The organism is Actinomyces sp. oral taxon 170 str. F0386, from assembly GCF_000195595.1.
Classification (GTDB): Bacteria; Actinomycetota; Actinomycetes; order Actinomycetales; family Actinomycetaceae; genus Actinomyces.
Window position 1 is genome coordinate 20,270 of the sequence record NZ_GL882506.1, and the last position, 15,697, is coordinate 35,966.

General features: G+C 65.5%; 13 protein-coding genes, 1 tRNA gene, 1 other RNA gene and 1 pseudogene. 6 read left to right on the plus strand and 10 right to left on the minus strand.

The window, feature by feature from the left end:
• Nucleotides 1-59: 59 nt before the first annotated feature.
• On the plus strand, nt 60-974 hold the full coding sequence (gene map, locus HMPREF9056_RS00190; RefSeq protein WP_034513148.1) for a type I methionyl aminopeptidase: 915 nt from the start codon (nt 60-62) through the stop codon (nt 972-974).
• Between the two features lie 161 nt (nt 975-1,135).
• Nucleotides 1,136-2,314 carry a hypothetical protein gene (locus HMPREF9056_RS00195; protein ID WP_034513150.1) on the plus strand — a complete coding sequence of 393 codons (1,179 nt, stop codon included), beginning with the start codon at nt 1,136-1,138 and terminating at the stop codon, nt 2,312-2,314.
• Nucleotides 2,315-2,399: 85 nt separating this feature from the next.
• Here HMPREF9056_RS00195 and rnpB read toward each other — a convergent pair.
• Nucleotides 2,400-2,791: RNase P RNA component class A (rnpB, locus tag HMPREF9056_RS13045), an RNA gene on the minus strand.
• A gap of 95 nt (nt 2,792-2,886) precedes the next feature.
• Here rnpB and HMPREF9056_RS00200 point away from each other — a divergent pair.
• Nucleotides 2,887-3,696 (plus strand): YaaA family protein, encoded by an 810-nt coding sequence (locus HMPREF9056_RS00200; protein ID WP_034513152.1) that lies wholly within the window; start codon nt 2,887-2,889, stop codon nt 3,694-3,696.
• A gap of 69 nt (nt 3,697-3,765) precedes the next feature.
• On the opposite strand, the gene HMPREF9056_RS00205 is transcribed toward HMPREF9056_RS00200, so the two are convergent.
• Entirely contained in the window at nt 3,766-4,500 is a 735-nt protein-coding gene (locus HMPREF9056_RS00205) for a zinc ribbon domain-containing protein (protein WP_009401740.1), read from the minus strand.
• 57 nt (nt 4,501-4,557) lie between these two features.
• Nucleotides 4,558-5,460, minus strand: coding sequence for a Nif3-like dinuclear metal center hexameric protein (locus tag HMPREF9056_RS00210; protein WP_034513154.1), 903 nt, complete (start codon nt 5,458-5,460; stop codon nt 4,558-4,560).
• A gap of 207 nt (nt 5,461-5,667) precedes the next feature.
• Between HMPREF9056_RS00210 and HMPREF9056_RS00215 the strand changes: the two genes are divergently transcribed.
• Together HMPREF9056_RS00215 and HMPREF9056_RS14440 are read left to right on the plus strand one after the other, a co-directional pair.
• Nucleotides 5,668-5,762 (plus strand) — tRNA-Ile (locus HMPREF9056_RS00215).
• 499 nt (nt 5,763-6,261) lie between these two features.
• The gene (locus HMPREF9056_RS14440) at nt 6,262-6,519 is read left to right on the plus strand and encodes a hypothetical protein (protein ID WP_253269865.1); all 258 of its coding nucleotides are present in this window, start codon (nt 6,262-6,264) and stop codon (nt 6,517-6,519) included.
• 126 nt (nt 6,520-6,645) lie between these two features.
• Here HMPREF9056_RS14440 and HMPREF9056_RS14450 read toward each other — a convergent pair.
• The 6 genes and pseudogenes from HMPREF9056_RS14450 to HMPREF9056_RS00250 form a co-directional block, all read right to left on the minus strand.
• A pseudogene (locus tag HMPREF9056_RS14450) lies at nt 6,646-7,755 on the minus strand (recombinase family protein); the annotation flags it as partial.
• Nucleotides 7,673-8,209: a hypothetical protein gene (locus HMPREF9056_RS00230; RefSeq protein WP_009401749.1), complete on the minus strand. Its 537-nt coding sequence runs from the start codon at nt 8,207-8,209 to the stop codon at nt 7,673-7,675. The pseudogene HMPREF9056_RS14450 and the gene HMPREF9056_RS00230, both read right to left, overlap by 83 nt.
• Before the next feature lie 256 nt (nt 8,210-8,465).
• Nucleotides 8,466-9,320, minus strand: coding sequence for a replication-relaxation family protein (locus tag HMPREF9056_RS00235; RefSeq protein ID WP_253269867.1), 855 nt, complete (start codon nt 9,318-9,320; stop codon nt 8,466-8,468).
• Nucleotides 9,321-9,995: 675 nt separating this feature from the next.
• Nucleotides 9,996-12,293 carry a type IV secretory system conjugative DNA transfer family protein gene (locus HMPREF9056_RS00240; RefSeq protein WP_009401751.1) on the minus strand — a complete coding sequence of 766 codons (2,298 nt, stop codon included), beginning with the start codon at nt 12,291-12,293 and terminating at the stop codon, nt 9,996-9,998.
• A gap of 507 nt (nt 12,294-12,800) precedes the next feature.
• Nucleotides 12,801-12,995 carry a hypothetical protein gene (locus tag HMPREF9056_RS00245; protein ID WP_253269868.1) on the minus strand — a complete coding sequence of 65 codons (195 nt, stop codon included), beginning with the start codon at nt 12,993-12,995 and terminating at the stop codon, nt 12,801-12,803.
• A gap of 51 nt (nt 12,996-13,046) precedes the next feature.
• Nucleotides 13,047-13,763, minus strand: coding sequence for an MT-A70 family methyltransferase (locus tag HMPREF9056_RS00250; RefSeq protein ID WP_253269869.1), 717 nt, complete (start codon nt 13,761-13,763; stop codon nt 13,047-13,049).
• Nucleotides 13,764-14,163: 400 nt separating this feature from the next.
• Between HMPREF9056_RS00250 and HMPREF9056_RS00255 the strand changes: the two genes are divergently transcribed.
• Entirely contained in the window at nt 14,164-14,916 is a 753-nt protein-coding gene (locus HMPREF9056_RS00255) for an SDR family oxidoreductase (protein WP_009401759.1), read from the plus strand.
• A gap of 413 nt (nt 14,917-15,329) precedes the next feature.
• Here HMPREF9056_RS00255 and HMPREF9056_RS00260 read toward each other — a convergent pair whose 3' ends face one another.
• A complete protein-coding gene (locus HMPREF9056_RS00260; protein ID WP_009401761.1) occupies nt 15,330-15,617 on the minus strand; it encodes a hypothetical protein in 288 nt (95 codons plus the stop codon).
• Nucleotides 15,618-15,697: the final 80 nt, after the last annotated feature.

The following is a 15,697-nucleotide window of genomic DNA, read 5'->3' on the forward strand; positions in this document are numbered from 1 at the left end:
GCACGGTGCGGCTGAAAGGGAAGTCCCACGAAGCGGACGCCTGCTCCTATGCTGATGCTATGAGTTCTTCGGCTTCCTCTGCGCCCTCGATGCCCCAGGCCTCTCTGGCCGACCGCGCGCCGCGCGGCACACTCACTCCCGGAACGCTCAGTCCTGAGAGGCCTGTCCCGGCATCCATCGAGCGACCCGAGTACATGTTCCACAACGGTCCCGAACGCGTGACGGCCTCGGAGATCAAGGATGCTGAGACGATCGAGCGGATCAGGGTGGCTGGCCGTCTGGCAGCTCTTGCCATGGCCGAGGCCGCCAAGGCCATCGCCCCGGGTGTGACTACCGATGAGCTCGACCGGATCGCCCACGAGTACCTGTGCGATCACGGCGCCTACCCCTCCTGCCTGGGATACATGGGATTTCCCAAGTCGATCTGCACCTCGATCAACGAGGTCATCTGTCACGGTATCCCGGACTCGACCCGCTTGAACGAGGGCGACCTCATTAACCTTGATGTCACCGCCTACATCGGTGGCGTCCATGGCGACACGAACGCCACCTACGCCGTCGGCGAGGTCGATCCTGAGACGGAGCTGCTCATCGAACGCACCCGCACCGCGATGGAGCGGGGTATCAAAGCAGTCAAGCCGGGCCGGGAGGTCAACGTCATCGGCCGGGTCATCGAGGCCTACGCCAAGCGCTTCGACTACGGGGTAGTGCGTGACTACACCGGCCACGGCGTCGGTGAGGCGTTCCACTCCGGTCTCATCATCCCGCACTACGACGCCGCTCCCCTCCACGACGAGATCATCGAGACAGGGATGGTGTTCACCATCGAGCCGATGCTCACGCTCGGTGGCATCGAGTGGGAGCAGTGGGACGACGGCTGGACGGTGGTCACCAAGGACCGCTCCCGTACCGCTCAGTTCGAGCACACGCTGGTGGTGACTGACGACGGCGCAGAGGTACTCACTCTGCCCTGAGGCGCTGGGTATCGCTCCCCATCCGCATCAGCGCTGGTCGGCCCCTGTCACGTTGCCTCACGACGAGGTGACGACGTAAGGTCCGTGGACAGTGGCATCTGCATTCTGCCCAGGAAACCCTCGCCGGGTTTCCCCCATTTTATTCCCTTCCGGAGGTTCTCATGGCTTTGCGCTTCAATCCACCACCGAACTGGCCCGCACCACCAGAGGGTTTCGAGCCGCCTGCAGGCTGGCAGCCTGACCCCGCCTGGGGCCCGGCACCCGAGGGCTGGCAGATCTGGGTTGACGACTCTGCCACCTCCAGTGGATCAGCCGCCTCGGCCGCAGGCGCTGGTGGCGAATCCGACCCGGCGTGGGCACCGACCCAGGCGGTGTCGACCGCTCCGACGGCCCAGATGGGCACCAACGCCTCGGTTGCCGACCCGACAGGCATGTCAGCCTCAGCTCCTTCCGGTGACTATGCCGGCCAGGCTGCCGGAGCCAGCCCGTATGCGGCCAACATGGACTACGCCCAGTCCCCCACACCGTTCCAGGGTCAGGGAGCTCCTGGTGGCCCGCAGCCTCCGGCGGGGGGCTGGCAGCCCGGCGGCGTCGGTGGGCCAGGTGCTCCTGGAGGCGGATCCAAGCCGATCACTCAGCAGTGGTGGTTCTGGGCGAGCGCGGCGGCGGTCGTCGTTGTGCTGGTTATCAGTGGTGTCGTGTGGGCCATGAGCGGCTCCGGCGACGACGATGGCGGTTCCAAGAAGGCCGAGCAGAGCTCCTCGCAAAGCAGCAAACAGAAGTCGTCAACGAAGGAGAAAGAGAAGGAGAAGTCCTCGAGCTCCAGCGACGACTCCTCCGCCGCGGCATCCGGAGACTCGTCGAAGGGGAGCAACGGACCTGGGTCCGACCCGAAGAACCCCATCGACCCCACAACCTCGTCCGTCGAGTTCAAGGCCAGCAAGTATGACGACGATCCGGACGCCTCGGTGACCATCACCGTTGGCACGGTTGAGTGGAACGCGAACGAGGACATCAAGGCCGCCAACAAGTACCTCTACCAGGACCCGCCCGCCGGCAAGGTCTACATCCGCGTCCCTGTCGAGGTCTCCTACAAGGGCAAGGGACAGTACGAGAAGTACGGTCTGCAGATCGACTACTCCCACGACGGAAATACCTCGGGAAGCGAGTCGTTCGTCGACAAGTCCATGTTCAACCAGCAGGACATGCCTCGAGATGGTGGCACTGCGAAGGGCTATTTCGTCTTCCTGGTGGACGAGGCCACAGCCAATGACGGCAAGGGCGTTTTCGCCGTCAAGGGCTTCTCCGGCAGCGATGAAGTATATGTCGCCGCAAAGTGAGTGAGCCGCTCGCTCGACGCATGTGGGTGGGGCCGACCAGAAGCTTCTGGTCGGCCCCACCCACATGTCATGATCAAGAGTGGCACGGACGAGCCGACCTGTACGCCGGGTTCTGTTGCCGCCCGCCGTTACCGGACTGGGCGGTGGCGACCATTCATCTTGGACCGTTGTTGCCAACGGCCTCGTGCGACCTACCCGCTGACTTGGGCGAGCAGCCTTCAGTCGCCAGCTGTGCGGTCTTGCTCCGGGCGGGGTTTACCGATCCGCGGCGGTCGCCCGTCGCGCTGGTGGGCTCTTACCCCACCCTTTCACCCTTGCTCACCGGGATGCGGTGGGCGGTCTACTCTCTGTGGCACTGTCCCGCGGGTCACCCCGGGTGGCTGTTAGCCACCGCCCTGCTCTGTGGAGCCCGGACGTTCCTCAGCCCCGCGCCGCCGTGAAGACGACTGCAGGTACCGCGGCCGCCCGGTCGGCTCGTCCGCACGCGTCAGTGTAGCCGCATGGTGCGTCGTCGAGGAACCGTGCCCGCCGCAAGGCCCTGATCTGCCGGGAACCGCGTCACAACCTATTATGTGCGGGTGCTGATCCTGCTGCCTCCGTCCGAGGGAAAGACCGCTCCAGCCAGTGGACCGTCACTGGATCTCGACTCGCTTCTGGATGCCGAGCGGCTGACCTCGCCACGCCGTGAGGTGATATCGGCGCTGACCGAGGTGAGCCGGCGTCCGGACAGCGCGTCCGTTCTGGGGCTGGGGCCACGCAGCGCAGAGCTGGCAGAAGCGAACCTGTCTCTGGAGACGGCTCCCTGTGCCCCCGCCTATGAGCTGTTCACGGGAGTGCTTTACGAGGCCGCGGGACTCGACTCGATCGCCGAGGAGACGACCGGGCGCAGAGCCTTGAGAAGCCACTGCGTCATTCTCTCAGGCCTGTGGGGCGCCCTCTCCCCCACTGACCTGGTCCCGGACCACCGCCTGTCCATGGGGACGTGTCTTCCGGGAACGGGGCGGTTGCCATCCTTCTGGAAGCCGTACCTTGCGCCGTCGCTCACCGGCATGGCAGCGCAGGGACTGGTGGTCGACTGTCGATCGGCGGACTATGCGGCCGCATGGAAGCCGTCCGTACGTAACGGCATCGAGGTCATAACGGTGCGCGTGGTTCGCATTACCGAAGACGGCTCCCACAAGGTCGTCTCCCACATGGCGAAGCAGGCTCGGGGGCTGCTCACCGGAGAACTTCTCAGAGCCGTTGCCGGCAAGTCCCTGTCCGTGCAAGCGCACGCGGACGACATCGCGAACATCGCCGGGCGGCTGAACGGCGTCGACGACGTTGAGATGTCCGAGCCGGACCGGCAGGGGCGACGAGTCCTCACCCTGGCGACTCACTGAGACCGGCGGCCATCGTTCACGCCGGGCAGGAGCCCGATCGTCAGGCGGACGGCTAAGAAGCAGCCGCTCTCAGATATCCATCCGTACGACGATGACGTCGTTCTCCTCTGCGTGGATGACCTCCTCCTTCGGGGCCGCCACGATGCGCGCCAGCTCCTGGGGGCTGACCTCAACAGCGCCGCCCTCAATGGCCCGTCCTCTCAGGGCGACCGCACCGAGACCCCCGGTGGAGGTTCGGACAGCCTCGTAGTCAGCCAGGAGGGCCGTTTCAATCGTTCCGGCCAGGTCTGCCCGCTGGTTCTCCAGGGACTCGACCTCCTTATCGATTCGGGCGAACTCGGCGTCGCGTGTGGCGGTGAGCTCACGTCCGGCCGCGCGGATCTCATCCTCCTCCCGGCTGAGGCGCTCCGCCTCCTCTCGGGCCGAGTCAAGAGCCTCCATGGCGGCGATCTGAGCCTCCTCCAGGGCGGACTGGCGCTGACCGAGCTGGTCGATCTCGTCCTGGATGGCGGACAGGTCGCGGGCGGCGCTGCTGCCGGAGTGGAGACGCTCGCGCAGGACCTCGGCACGGCGCACTACCTGGCCGACCTCGTGCTCGCTGCGGGTTGCCTGCGTCTTGGCCTCACTGAGGGCGGCATCGGCCTGAATGGCGGCCCGTTTGTTGGCCTTGAGGCGCTCGATGACTGATTCGATACGGGCCAGGACCGGAAGGTGCTTGCGCTCGTGACGCAGCCGTGCCAGGCGGGAGTCGAGGTCCTGGAGGTCGATGAGAAGGCGCTGCTGGGCGATGGGGGCGCTGGTCACGGCGTGTGCTCCTTCAGGTGCGTACAGGTTGGTGCTGCGAATCCTCTCATGATCCTCTCACGCCCGGTCTGATCCGGTGGACAGCCGCAGCACCCAGGGGTCCGTGACGATGTGGGAGACCTGGACCTTCAGTGAGGCGCCACAGGAGCGGGCGTCCTCCTCGAGCCGCTGAGCGAGCGGAGGCAGGCCGACCCACTCGGTGGCCCAGTGCGTTCCGCACAGGAGGTAGGGGCGACCGTTCTCCAGGTGCTCGGAGGCGGGATGGTGGCGCAGATCAGCAGTGAGGAAAACATCGGCTCCGGCCTCCCGGGCCTGTTGCAGAAGAGAGTCGCCTGCCCCGCCTGAGACGGCGATGCGCTCGACGACGGCGTCGAGGTCCCCGCCCACGAGGAGGCCGGGAGCCGAGTCCGGAAGGGCTGCGGCAACGTCGGTCGCGAGCTGACGCAAAGTAATGGGCTGCACAAGTGTGCCGATCCGACCGATGCCCTGGTCCGGGGAGACCGGGTCCGGCTCCAGAGGGACGGTGGAGGTCAGACCCACGCGATCGGCAAGGGCCTCAGCCACTCCCCCATGGGCGGCGTCGAGACTGGTATGGGCGTTGAGGAGCGCGATGCCGGCGCGAACGAGCCGATGGATGGAACGGCCCTTGGGGTCGGTGGCCGCGACGCAATCGGTTCCGCGCAGGTAGAGAGGATGGTGGGTGATGACCATGTCGACGCCGGAGCTGAGGGCCTCGTCGACAACAGTTGTCACCGGGTCGACTGCCAGCAGGATGCTCTGCACCGGATCAGCGGGGTCTCCGCAGATGAGACCATTGGAGTCCCATGAGGCAGCCAGGTCAGAAGGTGCGGCATCCTCTACGAGCCTGACGACGTCGCCGACCGTCAAGAAGCCTTCCGGGGTGTTCCGTGAGGCCTCGCGTCCGGCCCCAGAAAATGCAGGTGCAGGAGTGTGACTCATGCGACCAGGCTAGCGGCACGGCCCGGAATTGCTGAGACCTGACGACGTCGATGCAGCCCGACACGTCCGCATGATGGAGCACCGACGGAACACAGTCAGGAAAACGACCGACGCAGCTCTCATCTGGGGTAACCTACTTCCGCGCTACCGGGGCCTCTTCGGCGCTGGCAGCGCCGGCCTCCTCGACGCCGTCGGCGTCACGGCCGCGCCCCCATAGCTCAGCGGTTAGAGCAGCGAGCTTATACCTCGTGTCGTGCCTGATAAGCACAAGGTCCTGGGTTCGAATCCCAGTGGGGGTACCACGATAGCCTTACCCAAACCTAGGTCATGAGTAACACGGTCTGGGTTGGTTGATGAAGATGCGAAGCGCTCACCACCACTGGTGAGCGCTTCGTCGTTGCAGACGATGTTGTTGATGGGGCAGTCCAGTTGGTTGTCCCGGTTTTCTCGCGGGTTGTCTTGCAACAAGGTCGCACTGCGGCGTCGTGCGACGTTGTGCATCAGTCGGCTGGTCAGCCAGTTGAAGGGCAGCCGGAGGTCGGCTGCCAGGCTGGCGTCGCTGCTGGCGTCGGCCAATAGGCGCGGTGCTGCGGCCCGCTGCAATGGCCCGTCGTCACTCTCCCCTATCGGGCAGTCGCCAGCTGCTGCATCCGCCGCGTTCCTGCCGCTGCCATCATTCGTTCCATCTTCCGGCAGGACGACTCGGCCGTCTTCATCGACGAGTGGGTTCACTAGCACCCGCTCGAAGAACACCTGGTTGAGCAGCTTCTTCAGATGGGCGGGTGCCGCCGTGTAGAGGCGGTGGCAGTCCTCGAGGAGGTCAAGGGCCTGGGCAAGGCGCTGCCGCACCTCGGCTATGTCGGCCTGGTAGGCGGTCAGCTGGCGCTCAATATGGTTCAGCTCGGCCGTGAGCTGGGTCTGTTCCTCCTTGAGCAGCTCCAGGGGGACGGCTCCTTCGTAGTGGGCGTGCATCAGGCGGCGGCGCTTGTCTTCGATGTTCGTCCGCCGGGTCGTCAGGGAGCGGATTGTCCGGTCTTTGTCGCGCTCAAGGTGGTGTAGCTCTTTCCGGACGTACTGCTCCACCAGCTGGCGATCCTGGCTGCTGAGCTGGATCGTCCGGTAGAGGTCACTCATCCGCTCTTCGACGACATCGATCAGGACGGCGCGGAAGGCGCAGTCGTGGGTTCGCTGCCGCCGGGCGCAGATGAAGTAGGGGTAGAGGTCGCCTTTGCTGTTGCGCGTGTTCTGCACCAGCAGGCGGGCACCACAGAGGCCGCAGTACACCGTCGTTTTGAGGTGGTGGTTGTGTTGGCGTTCGCGTTCTCCGAAGCGATGAGAGTCGAGCATGGCTTGGACGTGACGCCAGGTTTCTTCGTCCACCAAGGGCTCATGTGCTCCGGCGTACTCGACGCCTTGGAAGGAGATGGTGCCTTTGTAGTAGGGGTGGCGCAGCATGCGATGGAGCTGGGCGCCGGATACTGCTTTGGCTGGTTTATGGGCGGTTGGTACGGTCGTTAGGCCATGGCTATGGAGGTGAGCGGCGAGCTTCTTGGTCGTCCACTGCCCCGTCGCATACTCCGTAAAGGCCAGCCGGATGAGCGGTGCGCGCTCCTCATCCAGGGCGATGGTGCGGACTTCTCTTCCGTTCTCGTCCCTGGCGCGGACGTTGAGGTAGCCGAGTGGCGCCTTGCCCAGCGTCCCACCATTCCTGGCCTTCTCGCCCATCCCCTTAATGACCTCATTGGCTAAGTTACGGGAGTAGAACTCAGCGATGGAACTCATGATGCCGTGCAGCAGCATCCCACCAGGCGTCTGGTCGATGTTTTCACTCGTCGACACCAGCCGCACACCCGCCTCCTCGAACGCCCGGTTGATCTCCACATCGTCCGCCCGGTTGCGGGCTAACCGATCTAACTTGTGGACGATGACGTAGTCGATCCCACCGTCTTCCTTAAGGTAGGCCAGCATCTTCTGTAGCTCAGGCCGGTTGGCACTACGAGCCGACTCACCGCGGTCGGCGAACTCTTTAACCACCAGCGCGCCCATCGACTGGGCCTTGCGCTTGTTGGCCTCCCGTTGAGCCGGGAGGGAGAAGCCTTCCTCACTACCGCCGCGCTGGGCCTGCTCGCGGGTGGAGACGCGGATGTATGAGACGGCGCGCTTGGGGGTCAGTTGCGCGGCCATAGCAGTGAAGGGATCGGGGGCGAGTGCGTCAGGCATGGTGCACCTCCTTGCTGGGTTCGGTATGTTCACTGGTCTGCTCGCGCTGTCGGCGGTCTTCCTCCCTGAGCGCATCAAGTTGGCGCATCCACGCGCCTTCTTCGTCGTTCCACCAGGCTGGTGGGGTGCCGTCGCCGGGGTGCCAGCGGTTGAGGCAGACCAGGTGGGTGCCGGCTTGGGCGAGCTGCTTGGTTACCGCGTCTGCTTCGGTGGTGGTGAGGTTGGGGGTGGGCCAGCTCGCCGTGATGACGTACTCCACCCCACCGCGCTGGCAGGCATCGAGCAGCATGCTCAGGCCGTGCTGGCGCTGCTGGCGGTCGTGGAACTCGGTGACCAGGTTGAGGCCAGTTGCTTCGGCATAGTCCTCCACCAGCTCTCGTTGCCGGGCTAGCTCGAATGGGTAGCGGGCCGCGCCGTAGAAGATGGCGATCGCCCCGGTGCCCGTCTGGCCGTCCAGCGCGGTGGCCGGTACCGCCTCCAGTACCGCCGAGTGCTCATCTCGTGCGTTCGTTCTGGTTTGTGTTGTCATCGGTGTCCTCCTCTCGTCATATATTGCTATTTCATTGGTTTGTGTTTCTCCTCTTTCTATTGACGCTCAGATGGACGGAAAAGTCCAGTCCGGTTTTATATACCCCCGAGAAACGACTCCACCACCCCCGCGCGAGCGGCTTTGCCGCGCTATTGCGCCATTTTCTGTCGTTGCTGCACATTTTTCTGTGGCACTGTTCTCTTTGCGGAGAAAAGCGCGCTGAGAACGCCAGGGCGGGTGGAGTGTTTTCGTCGTGTCATGGGCCGCGCTGGATCAGGGCGGCGAGCTGCTCGGGGGCGGCGGTGATCTTGAACAGCCCCGGGGTGAGCGTCTGGTCGGCGGCGATCTGCTCGGCCAGGCGGCCGGCTCGTGCCTGGTTGGTCAGCAGCCAGACCACCTGCGGGTAGTAGCCGTGCTGGGCCTGGAAGGTGCCGCTGGCCAGGTGAGCCTGGTAGTCGTGGCACTTGGCCAGCAGCCGCGCCGGATGCTCGGTGTCCAGGTCGACCTCGAGGAGCCAGTGATCCTCTGCGCCGGTATCCGTTGCCGTGATTGCTTCCAGATCCGGCTTGAGCCAGCCCAGTGCCCCACCGAGCCGCAGCCAGGAGCGCCAGCAGGCCGGCTCGGTACGCAGCCGGGCCAGGTGCCCACCGACGGCGTGGATGGCCTGCTCGATGACGACCCGTGCCTGCGTGATCGCCAGCGTATGGGCGAGGAACAGCGCCGACGGCTCCTGAATGCGCCGCCGCGCTCCGCGTCCCTCGTCCGTCAGGCGCTGCCCCGCTGCTGTCAGGTACCAGACGTACCCCGCCGAGCCGGCCCGCGTGCCACCGATCCGCCGTGCCAGGTGAGCAACCAGACCCAGCCCGTGCTGACGCCGCAGCCGCCGACTGGTCTGGCGCAGCGCCGAACGGGCCGAACCGTACTGCCCAGACAGCTCGGTGATCTGCGCCAGCTGGCGCGTCGTGGCATAGCGATGAGCCGCTAGCAGACCCAGCAGCTCGTGATCGGTGATATCGAGCCGCTCAGCGATCGCCTGCAGCTGGGCGCGGCCAATCCGGGCCGGAGCCTGGCGCTGAGACTTCGCTGCCTCTGTCGTCGCTGCTCCGTTCATCGTCGTTGGTGTCGTCGCGGATGTCGGCACTGCCAGACCGATGCCTGTCCCGACGCTCGCGTATTCCGATATCGCTGTGTTCATTGCGGTTTCCTCCTTCGTGATCGTCATGTGGTTGATCGAGTCGCTGCTGCGAGCCAGGGCTGTGAGGCCGGGGCCGTTGTTAGTGGTGGATGGGATGGCCACATGGGGCCATCAGTCGCCTCCCGTAACCGCGCCCGTGCCGCACCACTGCGCCGATAGCCGCGCCTGCTCGCTGCAGCGATGCGTCTGGCGATTCGTCTCCCGACGCGTCTCGGTGCTCCAGTGGTGGAGACAAGCGCAGAGGCCAGATAGGGGCAATACGTCGCAGCTTGCAAAGAGCCCCACAGGGAGCGGCTGGGACTGTCTCGACGGCAGCGCTGACGGGTCGTCCCTCAATCCGCAGGAGTGTGAAAACCGATCGCAATGAGCGGTTTTCAACCCAGCGCAAGAGGTCGGTATTCAGTGAATGCCGACCCTTACAGCGTTCCGGAGGAGAGAGGGCGGCCAGGCAGCGCGTGCGACCAGGCTCATGACTGAGGCAATGGCCTTCCCGCGGACAGCCGGTGGCTCCTGGAATAGCGCTCCCACGCGAGGGGCGGCCCGTCAGCGCAGCCGACGTAATGCGGAGGACACGCTCAATTCCTCCGCCCGTCATGCCGTCCCTCCATCCCGCCCAGGTCGGCGGCCGAACACCACGCCGGGCACCGTGGCCGAAACACTGGTTGCTGGCCCAGTGCCGTCGTTCGTGGCTTCTCCCCCGAGCTCACCTGTCGCGTCGTCCGTTGCTATCCGAGCCACGTCATCACCGGTCGTCTCGCCGTTCTGCCCGATTCGCGCGAGCAGGGTGGCCTCAACCTGCGCGGTGTCTTGGCCGTAGCGCGCCTGGCTGCTCGCGCGCAGTGCCAGGGCGTCCTGGGTTGGTGGGGTCGGTGGCAGGGTGGTGGCGTGGCACCAGGGGTTCTCCCGCCCGTGGTGCATGGTGCGGGCGTAGACACCAAAGCGCGGCAGCAGCTGGAAGTCGGCCGCCTCGAGGCCAATCGCCTGACGGGCCAGCTCGGCCGCATCCGCCGCGCTCAGGGAGAAGATGATCTTGTTGCGCGCATTGGCATCGATCCCCGCCTTGAGCGCCGCAGGTAGCTGCCCGCGGTACTGATGCGCCAGGTGAAAGGCCGCGCCCAGTGACCGGGCCTGGGCCAGGGCGTCGGCCAGGCTGCCCGGAAGCGACAGGTAGTCCTGCACCTCATCAATGAAGACACTGACCACATGCCGCCGCGACGGCTCCACCGCTGCCCGGGCCAGGATGAGCGGCCAGAGCTGGCCCACCAGCAGCGACCCAAGCAGCCGAGCCGACTCCGCCCCCAGCACCCCCTTGTTGAGACTAACCAGCACAATCCGCCGCCGGGTGAATACCTCCCCCAGGTCGAACGACGGCGCAGCCTGCCCCAGCGTGGCCCGCAGGTGCGGGCGGATGAGGAAAGGCTGCAGGCGCGTCAGCACCGGCCCGACCCACTGCTGACGCTGCGCCTCACTGAGCGCCTCATAGGCCGCCCAGAACTGCCCCGTCCCCAGCGGATCCGCCCCCGAGGCCGCAATGAGCCGCTGACGGTAGGCCGGATTCGTCAGCAAGAGGGGCAGATCGACCAGCGTCGCCCCCGGCGTGCGCGCGAGCGTCACCAACGCCGCAGAAAGCACCTGCTCCACCCGCACACCCCACGACTCAGCAAACACCCCCTTCAACGTCGCCAGCACCGTATCCGCCACCAGCTCCGGCGACGCACCACCACCTAGCACACCACCGCCTGATGACGATGGCGCACTGCGTGCCGTCTGCGTTCGGGCCAGTGGGTTGATCCCCACCGGGCGGCTACTGGTCGGATCGATCACCACCACGTCATCGCGCCGCTGCTCAGGAATCCGCGCCAGAATGTCCGCCACCAGATCCGTCTTCGGATCAATCAGCAGCACACCCCGACCCGCATGAATGTCCGCCAACGCCAGATGCGCCAAGGCGGTGGACTTACCAGCCCCCGTCGGCCCCAGCAGCACCGTGTGATACAGCGCATCACCAATCGAGATACCAAGACGCTCACCCGCCTGATCCGCCACCCCCGTGGCAAACGCCCGCTGCGTCTCACGCGCCGATGGCAGCGCCAGCACCCGCGGATGAGCCGACGGCGTCGCCGGCAGCGCCCCCTCACCCACCGGCCAGCCCACCATCGCCACAATCTCTCCTGCACCAAGCTCCAGCCCCGCCCGCCACGGCCGCCGCACCCCATCCAGCTTGGCGGGGTGCTCCGTGCGAGCCCGCAGCCGCACCCCCGGCCCCTCCAGCAGACGCAGCGCCCCCAGCAACCCCTGCAGCAGGACCCGCTGGCGCAGCGGCGAGGCCGCCCGCACCCCCAAGCGCAGACACCCCGCCGCCCGATGCCGCCCCACCTGCACCCGCATCCGCCGACCCCGCTCACCACTAAGAGACGGAATCGGTACGAGCCCGAGCAGCTCCAGCCAGCCCTGCGGCTCCACCCGCCCCAGCACCTGCGGTGAGAAGCGCCGCCCCAGCTGCAGCTGAACCACCAGCTCCTCGTCCTCAGCCGTCACCGCCAAAGCCGCCAGAACAGCCCGTACCACCGCCACCAGACGCTCCGTCGCCAGTGCCGCCCCGACCGGGCGGGCTGACACCACCACTGCCTGATCCACCGCTCGTCGCGAGCAACCACGAGACACCCGGCAGCCCGGCACCAGCTCACGCACCACCGAGACCAACCGCTCACCCGCCTGTGAGCCCACCGCCCAGACCGCCTGACCGCTTGAGGCGCGCAGCTCCAGCACCACCCGACCAAGCGAAGCGTCCGCCAGAATGCGCTCCACCAGACCGACCGCTGTGTCCTGGGCGAGCGGCAGGGCAAACCGCAGCTGGTGCCACACCAGGGGCTGAGTCGGGCGGGCCATCACGGGGTGCCTCCCAGGGCGGACGAGGCAGCAGCATCTTCGTGAGGTGAACGGTGAGCACCGTCATGACGACAGGACGACATCCGCTCCGCAACGCAACGCCCCACCGAGGCGACATGCTCACGCCTCGCGCAGACCTCAGCACCTGAGGACACCGCATCATCCGCCGATGCCTCCACAGCCTCATCCGTCGCCATCTGCCGCGCCAACGCCAGCACAATCCGCGCCACCGCCCGGTGATCCAGGCCGCTCCGTCGTACCGGCACCAAGCGCACCCGCCGCGACGAACCAGGCCGACCACCGGCGTAGCGGGCCATCATTGCTGACTCCTCGAGGCATGAGGCTGTCCACCGTTCTTCCGGTGGCCTGCAGCAGTGGTGTGAGAACTGCGACGCCGACGGGAACGCGTCTGCCGCGTCTTGTCGTCAATGGGCCAACTCGAGCACTGCTCAGCCCGCTCCGCCTGACGACGCCTATCCGTCTGTCCCTCGCTTCTGAGCGGCTCTCTCACCATTCCCGTCGGCTCTGCCACCAGCGCACTGCTAGCCAGGCGGCGGCGCTCATGGCGAGCAGCCCGACGAGCCAGGGCCAGCTGCTTTGCACGATGGCGACGATCCACCTCAGCCCCATCGCGATCAGGAGCAGGCCGACGCCGCATCGCAGCAGGCTGCCAGCAAGCGAACGCCTCGAATCGCTCATCATCACCATCTCCTCGAAGACTGCGAATTGGGTACTTGTCTCGCCACAGCCGACTCATCGCAAGACCTCCTCGTTCTCGTGCGCCCGCTCGCTGTACCGCGGCACGGCAAAGCCGGGGATACGGATATCTGAGTCCACTTGGTCTCCCCACACCGCCCAGGGCTGGTTCGACTCTGGCCTACGGCGGGCAAACAGCTCCAGGTACGGCCCAGGGCTGACCCGCTCGATAATGGCGAACTGCTCAGCCGGCTTGCGCGAGTGCTCTTGAACTGGCGCGTTGAACCAGGTCGGCTGAGAGCGCGAACCCAGCGGCGCTCTCCCCCGGGTGCAGAACAGCAACTGCTCGGTAGCATTACGCAGCTGGTAGCGACCACCCAGGCCAAGGCGGAACTTCACCCAGGTCAGTGGGCTACGCACCGTAAAGCCCCAGGCCTCAGCCACCTCATACGCCTTCGGCAGCAAGGCGTTGGTCGTCCACAGCCACAGGTGGGCATCACGGGCCGCCAACGACCCCACCGGCAGCGCCTTGATCTGCGCCAGGCTCATCGTCCGGTAGTGCTTTTCACCACTCTGCAGTGGCCAAGGCGGATCGACCAAGATGGTGGCAAAGCCACCAGGCGGCAGACCAGGGATGGTGGGCGACGAGCAAGCGCTGGTCGCCGTCACACCACCGTTCTGACTTGCTAGTGAGCCCGCCTGCTTGGCCGCCGCACCGTGCCGAGATGCCGCTCCCCCAGCGCACGCTCGTCTTGTCTGTTTCTGCTGCTGCATAGTGTCCCTCCTTTTTCTTTCGTACTTGCTATTACTCCGGGCGAGCCAGCTGCCAGCTATTTCGCGCATCGGCAGCAAGTTGCCCTTATCCCATACATTCCACGAACACTCGCGTGTTGCAAGGCCTCCCAATTCAGATTGCGAAGCGACGCGACACGTCCCGTTCTTGAGCCGTTTCTGTGGTGCCACCCCAGGAAACAAAATGGACACACACGCCACTTAGTGGCTGCGAAAGTCGGTGCTGTAGTTTTTTCAACAAGTGGGCGAAAATGCGAGCGCACCATTAATTCTCACCAGCCCACCAGCACTCAATAGGGCCACGTCAAGACGACCACAACACCCTTATCCGCGTGCTAGAATAAAAATACAAACCACACAAACCCGAAAGGAGTAACCAGACATGAGCGAAAAGACGAACGCGAACAATCGTTTCCAAGGCAAGCGCATCTTGATCACTGGCGGCACAAGCGGCATCGGCCTGGCAGGCGCACGACGCATCCTGACAGAAGGCGGCCACGTCATCATCACCGGAAGAGACGAATCGAGACAACAAGCACTCAAGCAAGAACTTCCATCTGCCCAAGTACTCATCAACGACGCAGCCGACCCAGACACAGCCAGACAACTCGCATCCCACATCACGTCTCCTCTCGACGGCATATGGTTCAACGCTGGCTACGCCCGAATTGGCGCCCTGACCGACACCACACCCGACCTCTTCGACCAGATGATGGCCGTCAACGTTCGCGCCCCCTTCTTGCAGCTCAGCTTGCTGCGCCACCATCTCCATGCCGGTTCGTCGATCGTGCTGACCAGCTCCAGCTCGGTGTACGAAGGCAACGCTGCCACATCTGTCTACGCCGCCACCAAAGCCGCCCTGGTCGCTGCAGCACGATCCTGGGCCGACGAACTGGCACCAGAGGGCATACGCATCAACACGCTGATACCAGGAGCAATCGCCACCGACTTCCGCAACTTCCTGCCCGAGCAAACTCGGACTGAATTTGAAGACAGCGTGGTACGCGACACCCCAATGCGTCGGATCGGCACCGCCGATGAAGCCGCTGCCGTCGCCCTCTTCCTGCTCTCCGACGACGCCAGCTACATGACAGGCACCCAAGTATTTGTCGACGGAGGACTGCTCAAGCACTAACACCCACCACACCAGCCCACGACAACAAACCAGCTCCCCTTCGGCACAAGCGCAAACCATCACCGGCCACCTCACGGCTGCTGCTCGTCCGACCGGGCCGGTCGCTGCTGCGTGCACCGCCTGGGGCGCGGGCGCGGCGGGCGACGCGAGGGCGAGTGAGCCGGCCAGGTGGGGTGGGATGTACCCTCTGCCGTGCCGTTGCTGTCCACTCCATCCGGCACCGTGCCAGAAGACGCACCGTCACGGTCGTCACTGCCGTCGGTGCCGTGAGTTCTGTCGGTGGAGGTAGACGCCGCTGTGTCCCGCACTGCCTGTTCGTTGTCCTGCAGCACCTGGGCCATGGCTGCTTGCATGGCTCGGCCTGCCTCTTGGCGCTGCTGGCTCAGCTCACTGCCCAGGGCCAGGGCGGCTGCTCAGGATGAGCTGGCCGGGACGCCTGCTCCAGCTGCTCTGGCCGCCTGGTGTGCAGAGTGCCAGCTGGCTGCGACCTCACCGGCGAGCTGACCGGCCTGGTAGCTGCTCGGCAATGCGGCAGACAGCGACAGCGGCGGCTCGCCGACGGGCACCGGCTGACTCGTTCCGCCCGGTGGCACCTCCCGCCACTGGGCCAGGCCATCGCGCACCCCCTGGGCGAACGCCCAGCCGATTGCACCCACCACCGCCAGACCAATGAGGGCCAGGATCCCGATTACAACCGTCATGATGAAACCTCCGAAGATGAGAAGAAATGAGAGAAGAAGAGAAGAAAATGTGAGGAGAAGAGGAGGAAGTGAAGAGAAGC